This window comes from Amycolatopsis acidicola (genome assembly GCF_007713735.2).
GTDB lineage: Bacteria > Actinomycetota > Actinomycetes > Mycobacteriales > Pseudonocardiaceae > Amycolatopsis_E > Amycolatopsis_E acidicola.
Window position 1 is genome coordinate 1 of sequence record NZ_VMNW02000139.1, and the last position, 15,687, is coordinate 15,687.

The window sequence follows — 15,687 nt, forward strand, 5'->3', positions numbered from 1 at the left end:
CAGTCCGAAACCCAACACCGCGAAGCGTTCCCGCGATGGCTGCACACCTACAATCACCACCGCGGCCACACCGCGCTCGGCGGCCAACCACCCGCCAGCCGCGTCCCCAACCTCACGGGTCAGTACACCTAGAGCGAGTCAAGGACGAATACGGTGACGCGGTCACCACCGTTGTCGCCGACATGGGCACCATCGAGGGCATTCGCAGCGTGGTCGCGGCAACCCAGGAAAAGCACGGCCGCGTGGACGCCCTCTACAACAACGCCGGTGTGGGAGCCTTGGCGAAGAGCTTCCTCCGGGTCCACGAGACCCCTTATGAGATCTTCGAGAAAACGATCAGGCTCAACCTGTGGTCGGTCTTCGCCATGTCGCACGAGACCATCCCGCTGATGCTCAAAACCGGCGGGTCGATCATCAACGTCGCCAGCATCAACGCGCAGGCCGCGATCCCGGGCTCGGTGTCCTACATCTCCGCGAAAGGAGGTGTCCTGTCGATGACCCGAAGCATCGCGTTCGACTACGCCGTCGACGGCATCCGGGCGAACGTCCTCATTCCGGGCTACATCGACACCCGCATGGTTTCCGACTACACGAACAAGGCACCCGACCCGACCGCGGCCGCGAAAGAGTTCGCCGATCAGCACCTACTGGGCCGCATCGGTGATCCCCAAGAGGTCGCCGCCGCCGCATTGTGGCTAGCCTCCGACGCGTCGACCTTCATGACCGGTTCGGCACTCACCGTCGACGGCGGTTACCTGGCCAAGTGAACGCTCACGCCCCGCACGACCTCGTCACGGCTTTTTCACTGTGGCTCGAAAAAGTGCTGGGTGCCGATGACGCGGAGCAGGTCGAGTTTTTCGGCGGCGTCCGTGCCTTCCAGGGGCAGCAGGATTCGCACCCGGATTCCTGTTTCGGGGGTCACGAGCAGTTGGCAGCGCAGCCGGATCAGGCCGACTGTGGGGTGTTGGACGTCCTTGAGATCGACGCGCCTCACGGCGACATCGTGCCGGTCCCACAGCATCCGGAATTCCGCACTCTGCACGGCGAGATCCTCGACCAACGCGGTGATCTCGCCGTCTTCGGCGCGGCGGGAGTAGGTGGCGCGAAGGTCGCTGACGTGAGCGGCCGACAGGCGGGCCCGGTCTGCTTCCGGAACGCGATCCCGCGACTCTTCGCGGGTGAACCAACGCCAGTACACGTTGCTGTCCCGGCCGGGCCGAAGCTCGCCGCGGGAGTGCAGGGCGTCATCGAGCGCGTTGGTGTAGAGCACTTCGCCGAGATCGTTGTAGACGCACGTCGGCACGCCTTCCAGGCGCGCGGCAAGGTCCCGCAGTCCCGGGTCGAGGCGGCGGCCGACCTGGCGCGGTGGCACCGGCACACCGGCGAGGCGGAAGAGATGGTCCTGCTCGTCCGGGCTGCACCGCAACGCCCGAGCGAGCGCGGCCACGACCGACTCCGACGGGTCGGAGCCGCGCGCCTGTTCCAGCCGCGCGTAGAAATCGGTCGACACACCCGCCAGGACGGCGACCTCCTCACGCCGCAAGCCGGGGGTCCTGCGACGCGACGTCTCCGGCAGGCCGACGTCCGACGGCGAGAGCCCCGCACGTCGGCGACGCAGGAATTCGGCGAGTCCGGGCCGGTCGATCACCTCCCCAGTATGCCCACGCGGACACATCCGCAGCCAGGACCAGGCTGGTCCTGGCTGGGCGAGGACGATCGGCCGCACGGTGGATCCATGACCGACAACTCCGCCCGGAACATTCCCGTCCCGGATGCCGTGCCCACTGTCTCCGTCAACCCGGTCACCCTGCCGGCACCCGAGCGTGGCCTCCCGCTGGAACTGCGGATCACCGCGCCCCTGCACGGAGACGCCCTCCCGATCGTGCTGCTGTCCCACGGCGGCGGCAGCTCGCCCTACCTGAAATCCAAGGACGGCTTCGCGCCCCTCGTCGACTTCTACGCCGGCCACGGATTCGCCGTCCTCCAGCCGACCCACCTCAGCTCCCCCAGCGGCGGACTCGGCCTGGACAAGGACGCTCCCGGCTACCCGCTGTTCTGGCGATCACGCATCGAAGACTTCCGGCTCATCCTCGACAATCTCGACGCCGTCGAGGCCCAGGCACCGGTCTTCGCCGGACGGCTCGACCCGGCGCGTGTCGCCGCCGTCGGTCACTCCGCGGGCGCCAACACCGTCAGCGCGTTGCTCGGCGCACGGACCGGCGGCACCGACCTGCGTGACCCCCGCATCAGCGCGGGCGTACTACTCGCCCCGACCGGCAGCGCCGAGGGCATGACCGACACCATGCGGAATCAGTATCCCGAATTGGACGCCGACTTCGCACACCTGACCACGCGGACCTTGGTCGTCTACGGCGACCAGGACGGGAACCCCGTCGCCACCGCCCGCGGCGCCGGCTGGCACGCCGAGCCCTACCACCTCAGCCCGGGCGCCGACGCCCTGCTGACACTGCCGGGCGCGAAACACTACCTCGGCGGGATCATGGGCTACAGCCTCGCCGAAACCGACGACGAAGATCCCGAACGGCTCGCCGTGACCCAGCGCATGACCTGGGCCTACCTACGATCCGCCCTGCACCCCGGTGACCCCGCGTGGAAGCAGGCCCTCGACGCGATCCGCGACAACCCGGTGCTGGGAATTGTGCACACCAAATAGCCAGCTGTCCACAATGGACCTCGCCTCGTTCGTCCGGTCACCCCGGGTCGCCTGGTCTTAAGTCAATCAATTGACTTAAGATGAGGAGTGGCCCGTCACGACAGACCGGGACGGGCCACGGACCCCACACCCGCGGAGAGGCATGACCACGACCATCGCACCGCCGGACCGGAAGGTTCTCCAGGCGCTGGCGGCACTGCTGCTCGCCCTGTTCGTCTCCACGCTGAGCAGCACGGTCGTGACCACCGCCCTGCCCCGGATGCTGCGCGACCTGAACGGCTCGCCGACCCAGTACACCTGGGTGGTCACCGCCACCCTGCTCGCGGCGACGGCCGCGACGCCGATCTGGGGCAAACTCGCCGACCTTTACCCCAAGAAGTCGCTGATCCAGATCGCCACGGTGGTCTTCCTCCTCGGCTCGATCGCGGCCGGGCTGGCGCAGAACAGCGGCCAGCTCATCGCCGCCCGCGCGCTGCAGGGCATCGGCGTCGGCGGGCTGCAATCCCTTGTGCAGATCGCGATCGCGGCGATGATCCCGCCGCGGGAGCGTGGCCGGTACGCCGGTTACCAGAGCAGCGCCACCGCGCTCTCCACGATCGGCGGCCCGCTGCTGGGCGGGTTCATCGTCGACACTTCGTGGCTGGGCTGGCGCTGGTGCTTCTTCATCGGCGTCCCCGTCGGGCTGGCCGCCCTGGTCCTGCTGCAGGCGACGCTGCGCCTTCCGGTCGTGCGCCGGGAGAACGTCCGCATCGACTACTGGGGCGCGACCCTGATCACCGGCGGTGTCAGCCTGCTGCTGATCTGGATCTCGTTCGTCGACGACGCTTTCGCCTGGGGCTCCTGGCAAACCGCGGCCATGGTGGGTGGCGGCCTCGTCCTGCTCGGCCTCGCCGCCTGGGCCGAAACCCGCGCGGCGGAGCCGGTCGTCCCGCCGCGCATCATCCGGCAGCGCACCACCGCGCTGGCCATCCTCGGCAGTCTCGCCGCCGGCACCGCGATGTACGGGGCGTCCGTTTTTCTCAGCCAGTACTTCCAAACCAGCCGCGGCCACACGCCCACCGAATCGGGCCTGCTCACCATTCCGATGATGGCGGGCATCCTCGTCGCGTCGATCATCGCCGGACGGCTGCTCAGCCGCACCGGCCGGATCAAGCCGTTCCTGATCACCGGCTCCCTCAGCCTCACCGCGGGTTTCGCCGGCCTCGGTTTCCTCGGCGAATCGACCCCCTTGCCGCTGATCGCGATCCCGATGGTGCTCGTCGGCGCCGGCGTCGGCATGACCCTGCAGAACTTCGTCCTCGTCGTGCAGAACTCCGTCCCCATCACCGACATCGGCTCCGCCAGCGCCACCGTGTCCTTCTTCCGCTCGCTCGGCGGCACGGTCGGCGTCTCCGTGCTCGGCGCGCTCCTCGCGCGCCAAGTCGCCCACCACGAAGCCGAAGGGCTCTCCGCCCCTGCCGCCTACGGCGACGCGACCGGGTTCGTCTTCGTCATCTCCGCGGCCGTCGCCCTGCTGAGCGTCGTCGCCGCGATCCTGCTCAAACCCGTTGCCCTGCGCGCGACCCTCGACACGCCCCAACCCGCCGAAACCACGGCTGGGGACTGACTCATCGGTCGAGCCTCGCCACCCAGCCGGTCAGGGTGGGGGCCGCCGCGGGGTAGCGGCGCAGGACGAGGGGGTCGTGGCCCGGGATGATGTCGTCGGCCGAGTCGACCAGGGCCGGGAAGCGGTGGGCGTAGACGTCGAGTAGCTGTCCCGGGTCGTGGGTGACGGCGAAGACGCGCCGCTCGTCGAGGTTGGCGTAGAAGTGGGCGGCGTCCGACGCCAGCAGCACCGGGCCCGACGCCGTCCGCACCCGGACGACCTGCGTGCCCGCGGTATGCCCGCCGACGAGGTGGACCTCGATCCCGGGAAACAGCTCCTCGTCCGCCCCGGCGAACCGCACGCGACCGCCATGGACGAGGTGCACCAGCTCGGCGATATCCGCGGGCGCGTAGGCGGACGAGCGCGTCTGGTCCGCCATCGCCGGGCCGAAGGCGAACCGCGTTTCGGCTTCCTGCACATGAAACCGCGCGTTGCCGAACAGGCCGAGGTTCCCCGCATGATCCCAGTGCAGGTGGGTCAGGATCACGTCGGTGACTCGCGACGGCTCCACGTCCAGCGCGCGAAGGCCGTCCGCGACGGGGCGGGTGATCACGCGCCCCCGCCGCAGTGCTTCCTCCGGCCCGTATCCCGTGTCCACGACGACCGTCCGGTCCTCACCGGCGAGCACCCAGACGAAATAGTCCATCGGCATCGGCGCGGAACAGCCCTCGGAATCCAGGAAATTCTCCGACACCGTCCGGTCGACGCGCCCGTAGCGGATGGCGTGGACCCGGTAGGACTCGCCGTTCACCGGTCCTGGTCCCGGACTTCGGCACCGGCCCAGCCTTCGACGAGCCGGACGATGCTGGTGAAGTCCGACGCGGGCCCGAGCTGATCCTTGGCCTGCCGCCACATCTGGTGCACCGCCGAGCCGACCCACAGGGGAACGTGCAGCCCGGCCGCCTCCTCGGCGAACAGGCCGAGGTCCTTTTCCATGAGCCCGCTGGCGAAGCCGAAATCGAAGGTGCCGGGCAGCACCGCGCGGGGGAACTTGTCCTGGGTGGCGCTGTTGCGCCCGGACCCGGCGTTGAGCACCTCGATCATCGTGCGCGGATCCAGCCCCGCCTTCACCCCCACGACCATCGCCTCGGAGGTCGTCGCGAGTGCGACGGCGGACAGGTAGTTGTTCACCAGCTTCATGACCTGCCCGAGGCCGGGTTCCGCGCCGACGTGGAACACCCGGCCCAGTTCGCTCACAACGGGTTCGACGAGGGCGAAGTCCTGGTCGGCGCAGGCGACCATGACCGCGAGCGTGCCGGCCTCCGCGCCCCTCGTCCCCCCGCTGACCGGGGCGTCGACCGCCGTGATTCCGCGCTCCGCCAAGGCATCCGCGATGAGGCGCGCCGCCGGGGCACCCGTCGTGGACAGGTCGACAAGGTGCTTTACCCGCTCCCCCGCCACGAGCCCCGATTCCCCGAGCACGACGTCGGTCACGATGCCCGGAGTGGGCAGGCTGGTGAGCACGAGTCCGGCGCGATCACCGACGTCCTGGGCCGATTTCGCCGCCGTGGCACCGAGATCCACCAGATTCCGCACCGCAGCCGGGTCCACGTCGTGCACGATCAGATCGTGTCCGGCCGCGAGCAGCCGGCCCGCCATGCGCGCGCCCATCCGGCCCAAACCGATGAAGCCGAGTTCCATGAGGTTCCCTCCCGCGCGAGTTACCGCTGTCCGAACACTTCTTGGGCGATTTTGAAGCCGTCGAGCGCGGCGGGAAACCCGCAGTAGGCGGCCACTTGGACGAGGACTTCGCGGATTTCCTCGTGGCTGCACCCGTTTCGCACGGCGCCACGGATGTGGGCCCGCAGCTCGTTCGGCCGGTTCAGCGCGGAGATCATCGCGATGTTGATCAGGCTGCGGGTCCGGCGTTCGAGACCGGGCCTGCCCCAGACCGCTCCCCAGCAGTACTCGGTGACGAGGTCCTGCAACGGCGCGCCGAGGTCTCCCGCCTTGGCCAGCGCGGCGTCGACATACTCGTCGCCGACGACCTCGCGGCGGATCCGCAGCCCTTCTTGGTAGGTCTTGTCGTCCATGTCGCTCCTTTGCGAGTGTCGCGGGCTCAGCCGAGGGTGAAGGGGTCGCGGGTTTCGCCGCTCAGTTCGACCCAGACCGACCGGGTCTCCTGGTAGTCGGTGATCGCGCCGATGCCGCTCTCGCGGCCGATACCCGAGGCGCCGAAACCCCCGAAGGGCACTTGCGGCGCCACGGTTCGGTAGGCGTTGATCCACACCGAACCCGCCCGCAGCCGGGACGCGGTGCGGTGCGCCCGGTGGATGTCCCGGGTCCAGACCGACCCGGCGAGCCCGAACCTCGTGCCGTTGGCCAGGCGGACCGCCTCGTCTTCGGTCTCGAAGGGCACCACCGACAGCACGGGACCGAAGATTTCCTCGGTGAGCGCCCGGGAATCGGATGGCAGATCACGCAAGACGGTCGGCCGCACGAAGTAGCCGCCGAGTTCCGGGATCGGCTCGCCACCGGTGACGATCGTGGCGCCGGCCGCACGCGCGTCACGGAAATGCTCCAGTACCTTGGCGAACTGGCGTTCGTTGGCCAGTGGACCCATTTCGGTGCGCGCGTCGGTGGGGTCACCGACCACAATGGACTCCGCGCGGGCCGCCACCCTGCCGACCAGTTCGTCGGCCACGGAGGCGTGCACGAGCAGCCGGGAACCCGCCATGCAGGTTTGTCCGGCGGCGGCGAAGATCCCGGCGATCACGCCGTTCGCGGCCGCTTCGAGATCGGCGTCCTCGAAGACGATCTGCGCGGATTTCCCGCCCAGTTCGAGGGTGACGCGGGCGAACCGCTCGGCGGCGGCGTGCGCGACGGAGCGGCCGACCTCGTTGGAGCCGGTGAACGCGATCTTGTCGACGTCGGGGTGTTCCGTCAGCGCCCGCCCCGTTTCCGGCCCCCATCCGGTCACGACGTTGACCACGCCCGGCGGGAAACCCGCCTCGGTGAAGAGCCGGGCCAGCGCGACCGTCGACGAGGGGGTGTGGTCACTCGGCTTGACGACCACCGTGCACCCGGCGGCCAGCGCCGGCGCGAGCTTCCACGTCAGGAGCAGCAACGGCGAATTCCACGGCGTGATCGCGGCGACCACGCCGACCGGTTCGTGCTGGGTGTAGACGAGGAAATTCGGCTTGCCGGTGGGAATCACCTCGCCCTGCACCTTGTCCGCGAGGCCGCCGAAATACCGGTACCACTCGGGCAGCGCGCGAACCTGGCCGGACATCTCCCGCAGCAACTTGCCGGAATCGCGGGTCTCCCACTCACCGAGGAGCTCCGCGTCCCGCTCGATGAGCCCGGCGAGCCGGTCCAGGAGCTTTCCTCGTTCCGGAGCGGTCATCGCGCCCCACGGCCCGCCGAGCGCGGCACGGGCGGAACGCACGGCGCGATCCACATCGGCGGCGCTGCCGTCGGCGACCCGCGCCCAGGCATGTCCCGTGTACGGGTCAATGGACTCGTAGTTGCGCCCTCCGTCCGCGGGCACCGGACCGCCGCCGATGTAGAGCTCGATCTCCTCCAGCCCCGCGGTCATGAAATCCTCCTGGTCGCGCGTTCGTAGTCCTCGTCGCTGACCGGCTCCAGCCATTCGGTCGCCCCGAACGAACACGCGGTGTGGCCGAGCAGGCTGTCCGGTCCGCCCCCGTGCCAGTGCGCCTGACCGGCCGGTGTCCACACGCGCCGCCCCTCCTTGAGCACGATCACCTGGCCGGTCTCGTCGACGACGACGCCCTGGCCCTGGGTCGCGGTGAGGAGCTGGCCGCCTTCGTGGCGATGCCAGTAGGTGCGGGCGCGCGGGGTGAACAGCACGCTGTTGATCGTGGGGTCGTCCCCGGCCGCGGAAACGGGATCCGCCCAGACGGTGCCGGTGAAGGTGTCGGTCCGCTGGATCGACGGGCGCCCGGCACGGGCTTCGATGAGATGCACGGTGTCCCTCCTTGTCTTTCAGGCGTTGGTGATCGGCTGCTGAGCTGCCCGCCGCGCCGGCCGGAGGTCCCGGCCGCGGGTCTCCGGCAGGAATATCCACAACAGCACCGTGCAGACGGCGGAGACCGCGGCGAGGTACACGGCGGGCAGCGCGGCTCCGGCGGTGGCCAGCGCCGCGGCGATCAACGGCCCCGGGCCCGCGATGGCGGCCGCGCCGATGTTGTAGCCGATCGCGCTGCCCGTCGACCGGGTCCCGGCCGGGAACAGTTCGATCAGCATCACCGTGGTGGTGCTGTTGTGCATGGCTTCGAAAACGCCGAAGACGACCAGTCCCAGGACGGCGACGACCGGGTTGCTCGTGCCCATCAGCAGGAACGCGGGAACGGCGAAAACCGCCAGCCCGGCGCCGCCGAGCAAGGAGACCGGGCGCCGCCCGATCCGGTCGGAGAGCCGTCCCGCCAGCGGGCAGAGCGCCGCGTAGCCGAGCACGCCGATCGCGACCACGACGAGCGCGGTGAGCCGGGGCATCCCGGCCGTGGTGACCAGGAACGTCGTGACATAGGTGGCGATGTAGTAGAACCCCAGCACCGTGATGGCCGAGAGCGCGAACGAGATCGCGACGCTCTTTCCGTTGCTGCGCCCCACTTCCCGGATCGGCGACCGGACCACGGCGCCCTGGGCGCGCAGATCGCGGAAGACCTCGGTGTCCTCCAGTTTCATCCGCAGGTACAACCCTGCGAGCGTGAGCGGGAACGCGGCCAGGAACGGCAATCGCCAGCCCCAGGCGGTGACTTCCGCCGCCGGAACGGTGGTCTGCACGATCAGCGCCGCCGCGGCACCGGCCGCGACGGCCAGCGCGGCGGTCATCGGGACCACGCTCGCCACGAGACCCCGGCGGTGCGGCGGCGCGCTCTCGACGAGGAACGCGGCCGAGCCCGTCCACTCGCCGCCCGCGGAAAACCCTTGCACACAGCGCAAAATCACCAGCAGGATCGGCGCGGCCACGCCGATCAGCGCGTGGGAGGGCAGGACCGCGATGAGCGCGGTCGCGGTGCCCATCAGCACGACCGACAGCATCAGGGCGAACCGACGGCCACGCCGGTCCCCGATGGCGCCGATGACCACGCCGCCGACGGGACGCATCAGGAACGCCACGCCGTACACCGCCAGTGTCGACAGCAGTGACGAGGTCGGGTTGCCGCTGGGGAAGAAGTTCGCGCCGATCGCCACGGCGAAGAAGCCGTAGACGGCGAAGTCGAACCATTCCATGAAGTTGCCGATGCCCACGGCGACGAGGCGCCGCCGGCGATCCGCCGCCATGGCGGCCTGGGGGTCGGAAGTCATACTGCTCACCACTCCTTTGTGGACAGTCGGGATTCACCCCTCGTATTTGCCGTGCAGCAGCTGGAGAACCGGGAAGAGGTGCCCGGCGAACCCGGCCGGGTCCTCCGACATCGGGAAATGCCCCTTGCCCTTCATCTCGACCAGTTCCCCGCCGAGGCGCACCGCGGCCTCACGGCTCATCTCGGTCGTGGCCGAGTAGTCGTATTCACCGCTGAACACGTACAACGGGCACCCGGCCGGTTTCAGGGAGTCCGCGTACTTCGGCAGATCCTGCGCGTAGAAGTAGGTGTCACCCTGGTAGACACCGGGCCCTGATTGCGCGTAACCCCAGAGCGTCTGGGCGGCGGGGCCGGCCGGACTGGCCGGTGCGATCAGGCCACCCACCCAGCTGGTCAGGAACGCCGAATGGTCGACGTCGGCGCGATGGGTCCACTCGACGAACCGCGACGGATTGCCGAGCCCGCCTTCGAGCGCGCACACGCCGGTGAACCGGTCACCGTGTTCGCTCGCGAGGTACAGCGCGATCGCCCCGCCCATCGAGCAACCGGCGAGTACCGGGCGCCGCAGGCCGAGCGCGTCGAGGAAGCCCAGGACGGTCGCGGCGTAGGTCTCCGTGGTCAGCCGGTACGTCTCGTGCCGCCACCCGGCCGGAGGCTCGGACCGGCCGTGCCACGGCATGTCGAACGCGATCACCGTCCACTGCCCGGTCAGTTCGGGATCTTCGAGCAGGTAACGGAATTGCCGCGAATCGGCCCCCGCGGTGTGCAGGCAGACCAACGCGGGTCCGGTGCCGGCGGACTCGTAGTAGACGCGCTGCCGGACGCCGCCGACCTCGAACGAGACGTACCGGCCGACGATCGGCCCGATCCCGAGCGGGGCGGGCGCCGGGTCGGGCTCTCGCTCCGGGGAAGGACCGGGGCGCAGGGCGTCGAGTACGCGGTCGATCACGACCGCGGCGCGCGCCCACGCGGCGCGGTCGCCGTGGACGGTGGCGGCACCCGCGCCCGCGACCATCGCCTGAGCCGTCGTGTAACCCCGGCGGCGCGGCGAGTCACAGAACGCCGCCCAGTCCGTTTTCCCGGCCACGAACTCGAAATCCCAGCTGTCGTTGATGCCGGTGACCGGAACGGTGGTCGTCCGCGTTCCCTCGCGGCGCAGGCCGAACGCCGCTCCCCCGAGCTCGATCCGGCAGGCCCACGTCCCGGCCGGCGGAATCCCGGCCAGCAACGCGCCGAAATCCAGCGCCGCCACCGTTTTCGGGCTGATCTCCATGTGACTCCTTCGCTCGAGGCCGCATCGCCCTATGCCTTCGTAGCGTGCTCGTATAGATTTGAGCTGTCCAATACCGGTTTTTTCGGTAATCCATAGGACGGAGTTATGCATGGAAACCCGGCAGCTGCGCCACTTCCTCGCGGTGGCCGATCTGGGCACGTTCACCGCGGCGGCCGAACGCCTCCGGATCTCGCAGCCGGGCCTGTCCTCGTCGATCCGCGCGCTGGAACACGGGCTGGGCGCGCAGCTGTTCGTGCGCAGCCGCAAGCGGGCCACGCTGACTGAGGCGGGCCGGAATCTCTACGCCGGCGCGCGGCGGGCGCTGGCGACGCTGGAAGCCGTGGAAACCCAGATCCGCCGCGGCCACGGCGTCGCCAAGAGCACGCTGCGGGTCGGCTCGATCCCCTCGTTCGCCGGGCTCGACCTGGCCGCCCTCCTCAGCCGGTTCACCGCACAGAATCCGAACGTCGACGTCGACGTCACCGTGGGAATGCCCTTGCGGCTCTTCGCCGATCTCATCGAGGAAAAGATCGAACTCGGCTTCGTCACGATGCCGCTCGACCTGCCCGAGAACCTCAAACTGACCCCGCTGGCCACCTATCCGATGGTGCTGGCCTGCCCGCTGGGCCACCGCCTCACCACGCACGATTCGGTCCAGCTCGAAGCGCTCGCCGACGAGACCTTTGTGGACTTCCGGCCCGAGCTCGCCGCGCGGCAGGTCACCGACCACGCCTTCACCACGGCGCGGATCCCGCGCACCGTCCGGGTCACCTGCAACGAGATCGGCTCGCTGCTGGAACTCGTCGCGCACGGCCTCGGGCTCGCGATCGTGCCCCGGCCGCTGGCCATCGCCACCCGCGTCCCGATCGCGCTCGTGCCGCTGGACAACGCGTCACTGGTGTGGACGGTCGCCGCCGCGACCCTGCCGAACGGGGTCACCTCCGACGCCGGGCTGGCACTGTGGAACCTCATCGGCGACAACGCGAAACCCGTACGGGACGAGCGATAGCGACAGTCCACAATGGATCACCAGCGGCGCTTCACCCCGGGGCGGACACGGAGCCCGTCGAGCATGGTCTGGATGACCGGTTCCAGGTAGTCCCGGCCGCCGTGGATCTTGGCGATCGCGACGATCATGTCGAAGACCTGGTCCAGGGTGATGTCGTCGCGGATTTCGCGGGCGCGCTGCGCGGCGGTCAGCAGCGGGCGGCCGGCCTCGAGCGCCTGCTCGCGACGGCTGGCCGGGCCGCCCCCGTCGGTGTGCTCCAGCAGTTCGGTGACGATGAGGCGTTTGTGGGAGATGAACTCGAACTGCAGGCGCAGCCAGGCGATGAGCGCCGCCCCCGGCATCTGGCCGTCTTCCACGACCGCGGCCGCGCAGATGGCGTCGACCTCGTCGGCATAGAGGGCTTCGAGTAGTTCCCGCCGCCCGGGGAAGTTGCGGTACAGCGTGGCCATGCCGACGCCCGCGCGCCGGGCGACCTCCGCCATGGAGATGTCGGTGGTGCCGTCGGCGAAGGCCGCGCGCGCCGCGGCCAGGATCTTGTCGCGATTGCGCTCCGCGGCGGCCCGCCGGGTGGGGAAATGCGTCTTGTCCGCGGTCATCACTCTGCTCCGGTCCTGCTCGGCTGACCCCAACCTTAGTGGACAGCCTATCCGGTATCGAGGTACCGTTGACGGACAGGCTATCCGCCACTGTCTCCGGCGGGGCCTCACAGCCATTCGGCCACAGCGCGGAGGAGCTTCCCGATGCCTTACGAACGTTCACTGGGGACGACGCTGCCCGCCGCGCAGCAGGTCGCCAAACCCCGTGTGCCACTGGCGGTCGTCGCCGCGATCGCCTGCGTCGCGCAGTTCATGGTGGTCCTCGACTCCAGCATCGTGAACGTGGCGCTGCCGTCGATGAAGGCCGGGCTCGGCCTGTCGGTCACCGCGCAGCAGTGGGTGGTCAACGGCTATCTGATCGCTTTCGGCGGCCTGCTGCTGCTCGCCGCGCGCGCCAGTGACCTGTTCGGCCGCCGCCGCGTGTTCCAGATCGGGTTGGTCGTGTTCACGGTGGCCAGCCTCGCCGGGGGCCTGGCCACCGAGGGGTGGATCCTGCTGACTGCGCGGGTGGTTCAGGGCGCGGGTGCCGCCGCGCTCGCGCCGTCCAGCCTGAGCCTGATCACGGCCAGCCACACCGAACCCGCGCAGCGCACCCGCGCGATGACGTGGTGGGGCGTCGCCGCGTCCAGCGCCGGCGCGGCGGGAATCGTGCTCGGCGGGCTCCTGACCGCCTCGCTGAGCTGGCGCTGGGTGATGCTCGTCAACGTGCCCATCGGCCTCTGCCTGCTCGCCGCCAGCCTGCTCGGGTTGCAGCGCTCGGCGTCTTCCGGACCCCGGGCCAGGATGGACATCCCGGGCGCCGTGGCGATCACCCTGTCCGCCGCCGCGATCGTCTACGGCGTATCGACCGCCCCCGACTACGGCTGGCTCTCGGGCCGGACGCTCACGCTGTTGATCGTCGGGATCGTGCTGTTCATCGTGTTCGTGGCGATCGAGCGCCGCAGCCCCGAGCCTCTCATTCCGCCGGGCGTCTTCGCACTCCACAACGTGCGCATCGGCAACCTCCTGACCCTGTGCATGGGCGTGGTGATCACCGCGCCGCTGTTCTTCCTCTCGCTGTACCTGCAGCAGGTGCTCGGGGAGAGCGCGCTGAAGACCGGGCTGTCGCTGCTGCCGATGGTCTCGGTGATCAGCGTCGGTGTGCTCGTCTCCCAGAAGCTGATCCCCGCGATCGGGCCCCGGCCCATGGTGGTCCTCGGGTGCGTGATCGCCGGGGCGGGATTGGTCTGGCTGGCCCGGCTACCCGAGCACGCCGATTATGTCGGCCACATCCTGCTTCCCACCGTGGTCGTCGGCGCGGGAACGAGCCTGACGATGATGCCGGCGATCGTCGCCGCCACCACCGGGGTCGCCCCGCGCGACGCCGGGGTCGCCTCCGGTCTGCTGAACATGTGCCGCCAGCTCGGCGCGGCGCTCGGACTGGCCGCTCTGGTCACCGTCGCCGCCACCGTCACGCACAACAGTTCCGCGGCAAGCGTGACCGATGGGTACCGCGTCGCGTTCTACGCCATCGCCGCGGCGAGCATCGTCACAGCCCTGCTTTCGCTGCTGCTCAAGAGGAACACCGAGTCCTGACCGACATCGAGAAGGAAAACGAACCATGGTGGTGCACACCCCGCACGGCCGCGTCCAAGGGCTCGAACACCGCGGATACCGGGAATTCCTGGGCATTCCTTACGCTGCCGCCCCTTACCCGCGGCACGCGTTCGATCCTCCCCGCCCACTCGCGCCCTGGAGCGGCGTGTTCGAGGCCACGGCCCCCGGGGCGACGGCGGCCCATCCACCGGTGGCGCGGGAACTTTTCCCCGATCCCGTCATCGAAGGCCCCAATCCGCTGAACCTGAACGTGTACGCGCCCTCGAACGCCGATGGCCACTCCCCGGTCCTGGTCTGGCTGCATGGCGGCGGATTCTTCAGCGGTGGCAACGCGAGCCCGTGGTACACCGGGGAATCCTTCGCCCGCAACGGAATCGTGGTCGTCGTCCCCAACTACCGGCTCGCCGCCGAAGGATTCATGCTCCTGGACGACGGGATCGCCAACCGGGCCCTGCTCGACATCATCCTGGCGCTCGAGTGGGTTCGCGACGACATCGAAGCCTTCGGTGGCGACCCCGGCAACGTCACCGTCGCCGGACAATCCGCCGGAGCCACCGCGACTCTGGCGCTCTCCGGCTGTCCCGGCGCACGGGGGCTGTTCCACCGCCTGGCCGCGATGAGCGCGGGCACGCCATTGCTGTCCTCGCTCGACCGCACCCGGATGCTGTCGGAAGAATTCGCCGCGCGACTCGGCACGCGCCGTACCGTCGCCGCGCTCACCGGCACGTCGGTCCACAAGCGACTGGAGCTGGAAACCGCCTGGTTGCCCAAGGAGGTCCAAGCACCTCCGGCCGATGTCGACGATCGTGCCCGGGGCGTACGGCGGAATTCCCTGCGCTGGCAACCGACTCTGGACGGAACCGTCGTCACCGCCTCGCCGTCCGACGCGCTCACCGCGGGATCCCTCGACGCGCTCTTGATCGGCACGACCGTCGAAGAGTGGAACTTCATGCTCGGCCAGACCGCCCCCGCCCCCTCCCTCGACGCCTGCCTGCAGGGATTCGCCAACCTCGGGCTCACCGGCCAAGACCTCACGGATTACTTGCGCGCCATGGCAACCGACAATCCCGGGCACGCGCTCGCGCAGGCGTTGACCGACCGCACCTTCCGCATGCCCGCGCGCGAACTCGCCGACGGGGCCGCGAAAGCGGGAATTCCCACCTATACCTACCAGTTCGCCTGGCCCGCGCCCGTGTTCGGCGCCGCGCACTGCGCCGACCTCCCGTTCGTCTTCGATCACCTCGACGCTCCGGGAGTGGCCGGCTTACTCGGGCCGGGCGCGCCGGCTCAGCTGGCGACCGCTCTGCACGGCGCGCTCGTCCGCTTCGTGCGGGAGGGGTCGCCGGGGTGGAGTCCTTATGACACGGAGGCTCGGGCCGTGAGGGTGTTCGATGTGGAGGTGCGGGAGGTGGTTGACGCGGTCGGGCTGTTGCCTGATCGCTTAAGGGCGGCTTGCGGCAGCAACGGACGCGCGCGGGGCGCGCTGTGTGACACCCCTCCACCGCCCCGATCTTTGAGTGTTCGCGGTTCCGGGGGTTCGTCAAGGCGGGAAAGAGTACCTTGACAAACCCCCGGAACCGCAAGAGCAGGCTGGGGATCGGGGCGGTGGAGGGGTGTGGTC

At 69.7% G+C, this 15,687-nt stretch carries 14 protein-coding genes and 2 pseudogenes; 7 read left to right on the forward strand and 9 right to left on the reverse strand.

Annotation, left to right across the window (positions count from 1 at the left end; translation table 11 throughout):
• Window positions 1–132, forward strand: a pseudogene (locus tag FPZ12_RS43065) (integrase core domain-containing protein); the annotation flags it as partial.
• A gap of 14 nt (window positions 133–146) precedes the next feature.
• Window positions 147–767: pseudogene (locus tag FPZ12_RS43070) on the forward strand (SDR family NAD(P)-dependent oxidoreductase); the annotation flags it as partial.
• Window positions 768–802: 35 nt separating this feature from the next.
• On the opposite strand, the gene FPZ12_RS43075 reads toward FPZ12_RS43070, so the two are convergent.
• On the reverse strand, window positions 803–1,648 hold the full coding sequence (locus FPZ12_RS43075; RefSeq protein ID WP_208026214.1) for a helix-turn-helix transcriptional regulator: 846 nt from the start codon (window positions 1,646–1,648) through the stop codon (window positions 803–805).
• A gap of 87 nt (window positions 1,649–1,735) precedes the next feature.
• Between FPZ12_RS43075 and FPZ12_RS43080 the strand changes: the two genes are divergently transcribed.
• Together FPZ12_RS43080 and FPZ12_RS43085 are read left to right on the forward strand one after the other, a co-directional pair.
• The gene (locus FPZ12_RS43080; protein WP_144758531.1) at window positions 1,736–2,674 is read left to right on the forward strand and encodes an alpha/beta hydrolase family protein; all 939 of its coding nucleotides are present in this window, start codon (window positions 1,736–1,738) and stop codon (window positions 2,672–2,674) included.
• A gap of 142 nt (window positions 2,675–2,816) precedes the next feature.
• Window positions 2,817–4,280 carry an MDR family MFS transporter gene (locus tag FPZ12_RS43085; RefSeq protein ID WP_144758534.1) on the forward strand — a complete coding sequence of 488 codons (1,464 nt, stop codon included), beginning with the start codon at window positions 2,817–2,819 and terminating at the stop codon, window positions 4,278–4,280.
• Between the two features lies 1 nt (window position 4,281).
• On the opposite strand, the gene FPZ12_RS43090 is transcribed toward FPZ12_RS43085, so the two are convergent.
• Genes FPZ12_RS43090 through FPZ12_RS43120 form a run of 7 tightly spaced genes read right to left on the reverse strand, consistent with a single transcriptional unit; the run spans window position 4,282 to window position 10,865 of the window.
• Window positions 4,282–5,070: an N-acyl homoserine lactonase family protein gene (locus FPZ12_RS43090; protein ID WP_208026215.1), complete on the reverse strand. Its 789-nt coding sequence runs from the start codon at window positions 5,068–5,070 to the stop codon at window positions 4,282–4,284.
• On the reverse strand, window positions 5,067–5,960 hold the full coding sequence (locus FPZ12_RS43095) for an NAD(P)-dependent oxidoreductase (RefSeq protein ID WP_144758537.1): 894 nt from the start codon (window positions 5,958–5,960) through the stop codon (window positions 5,067–5,069). The genes FPZ12_RS43090 and FPZ12_RS43095 overlap by 4 nt, the downstream gene beginning before the upstream one ends.
• A gap of 20 nt (window positions 5,961–5,980) precedes the next feature.
• Window positions 5,981–6,352 carry a carboxymuconolactone decarboxylase family protein gene (locus tag FPZ12_RS43100; RefSeq protein ID WP_144758540.1) on the reverse strand — a complete coding sequence of 124 codons (372 nt, stop codon included), beginning with the start codon at window positions 6,350–6,352 and terminating at the stop codon, window positions 5,981–5,983.
• 26 nt (window positions 6,353–6,378) lie between these two features.
• Window positions 6,379–7,857 (reverse strand): aldehyde dehydrogenase, encoded by a 1,479-nt coding sequence (locus tag FPZ12_RS43105; RefSeq protein WP_144758543.1) that lies wholly within the window; start codon window positions 7,855–7,857, stop codon window positions 6,379–6,381.
• Window positions 7,854–8,249: a cupin domain-containing protein gene (locus FPZ12_RS43110; protein ID WP_144758546.1), complete on the reverse strand. Its 396-nt coding sequence runs from the start codon at window positions 8,247–8,249 to the stop codon at window positions 7,854–7,856. Before FPZ12_RS43110 ends, FPZ12_RS43105 begins: the two co-directional genes overlap by 4 nt.
• Window positions 8,250–8,267: 18 nt before the next feature.
• A complete protein-coding gene (locus tag FPZ12_RS43115) occupies window positions 8,268–9,593 on the reverse strand; it encodes an MFS transporter (protein ID WP_243770326.1) in 1,326 nt (441 codons plus the stop codon).
• 33 nt (window positions 9,594–9,626) lie between these two features.
• On the reverse strand, window positions 9,627–10,865 hold the full coding sequence (locus tag FPZ12_RS43120; protein WP_208026216.1) for an alpha/beta fold hydrolase: 1,239 nt from the start codon (window positions 10,863–10,865) through the stop codon (window positions 9,627–9,629).
• A gap of 109 nt (window positions 10,866–10,974) precedes the next feature.
• On the opposite strand from FPZ12_RS43120, the gene FPZ12_RS43125 reads away from it, so the two are divergent.
• On the forward strand, window positions 10,975–11,874 hold the full coding sequence (locus tag FPZ12_RS43125) for a LysR family transcriptional regulator (protein ID WP_144758549.1): 900 nt from the start codon (window positions 10,975–10,977) through the stop codon (window positions 11,872–11,874).
• 17 nt (window positions 11,875–11,891) lie between these two features.
• Here the strand turns inward: FPZ12_RS43125 and FPZ12_RS43130 are convergent, their stop codons facing one another.
• On the reverse strand, window positions 11,892–12,470 hold the full coding sequence (locus tag FPZ12_RS43130; RefSeq protein WP_144758552.1) for a TetR/AcrR family transcriptional regulator: 579 nt from the start codon (window positions 12,468–12,470) through the stop codon (window positions 11,892–11,894).
• Between the two features lie 144 nt (window positions 12,471–12,614).
• Here FPZ12_RS43130 and FPZ12_RS43135 point away from each other — a divergent pair, with 144 nt between their 5' ends.
• Window positions 12,615–14,045: an MFS transporter gene (locus FPZ12_RS43135; RefSeq protein WP_144758556.1), complete on the forward strand. Its 1,431-nt coding sequence runs from the start codon at window positions 12,615–12,617 to the stop codon at window positions 14,043–14,045.
• Window positions 14,046–14,070: 25 nt separating this feature from the next.
• Window positions 14,071–15,630 (forward strand): carboxylesterase/lipase family protein, encoded by a 1,560-nt coding sequence (locus FPZ12_RS43140; protein WP_166463100.1) that lies wholly within the window; start codon window positions 14,071–14,073, stop codon window positions 15,628–15,630.
• Window positions 15,631–15,687: the final 57 nt, after the last annotated feature.

Excerpts from the sequence above, each read along its gene's own strand:
- FPZ12_RS43080 (WP_144758531.1), top strand. The coding sequence starts at position 1,736 with ATGACCGACAACTCCGCCCGGAACATTCCCGTCCCGGATGCCGTGCCC.
- FPZ12_RS43085 (WP_144758534.1), top strand. The coding sequence starts at position 2,817 with ATGACCACGACCATCGCACCGCCGGACCGGAAGGTTCTCCAGGCGCTG.
- FPZ12_RS43095 (WP_144758537.1), bottom strand. The coding sequence starts at position 5,960 with ATGGAACTCGGCTTCATCGGTTTGGGCCGGATGGGCGCGCGCATGGCG.
- FPZ12_RS43100 (WP_144758540.1), bottom strand. The coding sequence starts at position 6,352 with ATGGACGACAAGACCTACCAAGAAGGGCTGCGGATCCGCCGCGAGGTC.
- FPZ12_RS43105 (WP_144758543.1), bottom strand. The coding sequence starts at position 7,857 with ATGACCGCGGGGCTGGAGGAGATCGAGCTCTACATCGGCGGCGGTCCG.
- FPZ12_RS43115 (WP_243770326.1), bottom strand. The coding sequence starts at position 9,593 with ATGACTTCCGACCCCCAGGCCGCCATGGCGGCGGATCGCCGGCGGCGC.
- FPZ12_RS43120 (WP_208026216.1), bottom strand. The coding sequence starts at position 10,865 with ATGGAGATCAGCCCGAAAACGGTGGCGGCGCTGGATTTCGGCGCGTTG.
- FPZ12_RS43125 (WP_144758549.1), top strand. The coding sequence starts at position 10,975 with ATGGAAACCCGGCAGCTGCGCCACTTCCTCGCGGTGGCCGATCTGGGC.
- FPZ12_RS43130 (WP_144758552.1), bottom strand. The coding sequence starts at position 12,470 with ATGACCGCGGACAAGACGCATTTCCCCACCCGGCGGGCCGCCGCGGAG.
- FPZ12_RS43135 (WP_144758556.1), top strand. The coding sequence starts at position 12,615 with ATGCCTTACGAACGTTCACTGGGGACGACGCTGCCCGCCGCGCAGCAG.
- FPZ12_RS43140 (WP_166463100.1), top strand. The coding sequence starts at position 14,071 with ATGGTGGTGCACACCCCGCACGGCCGCGTCCAAGGGCTCGAACACCGC.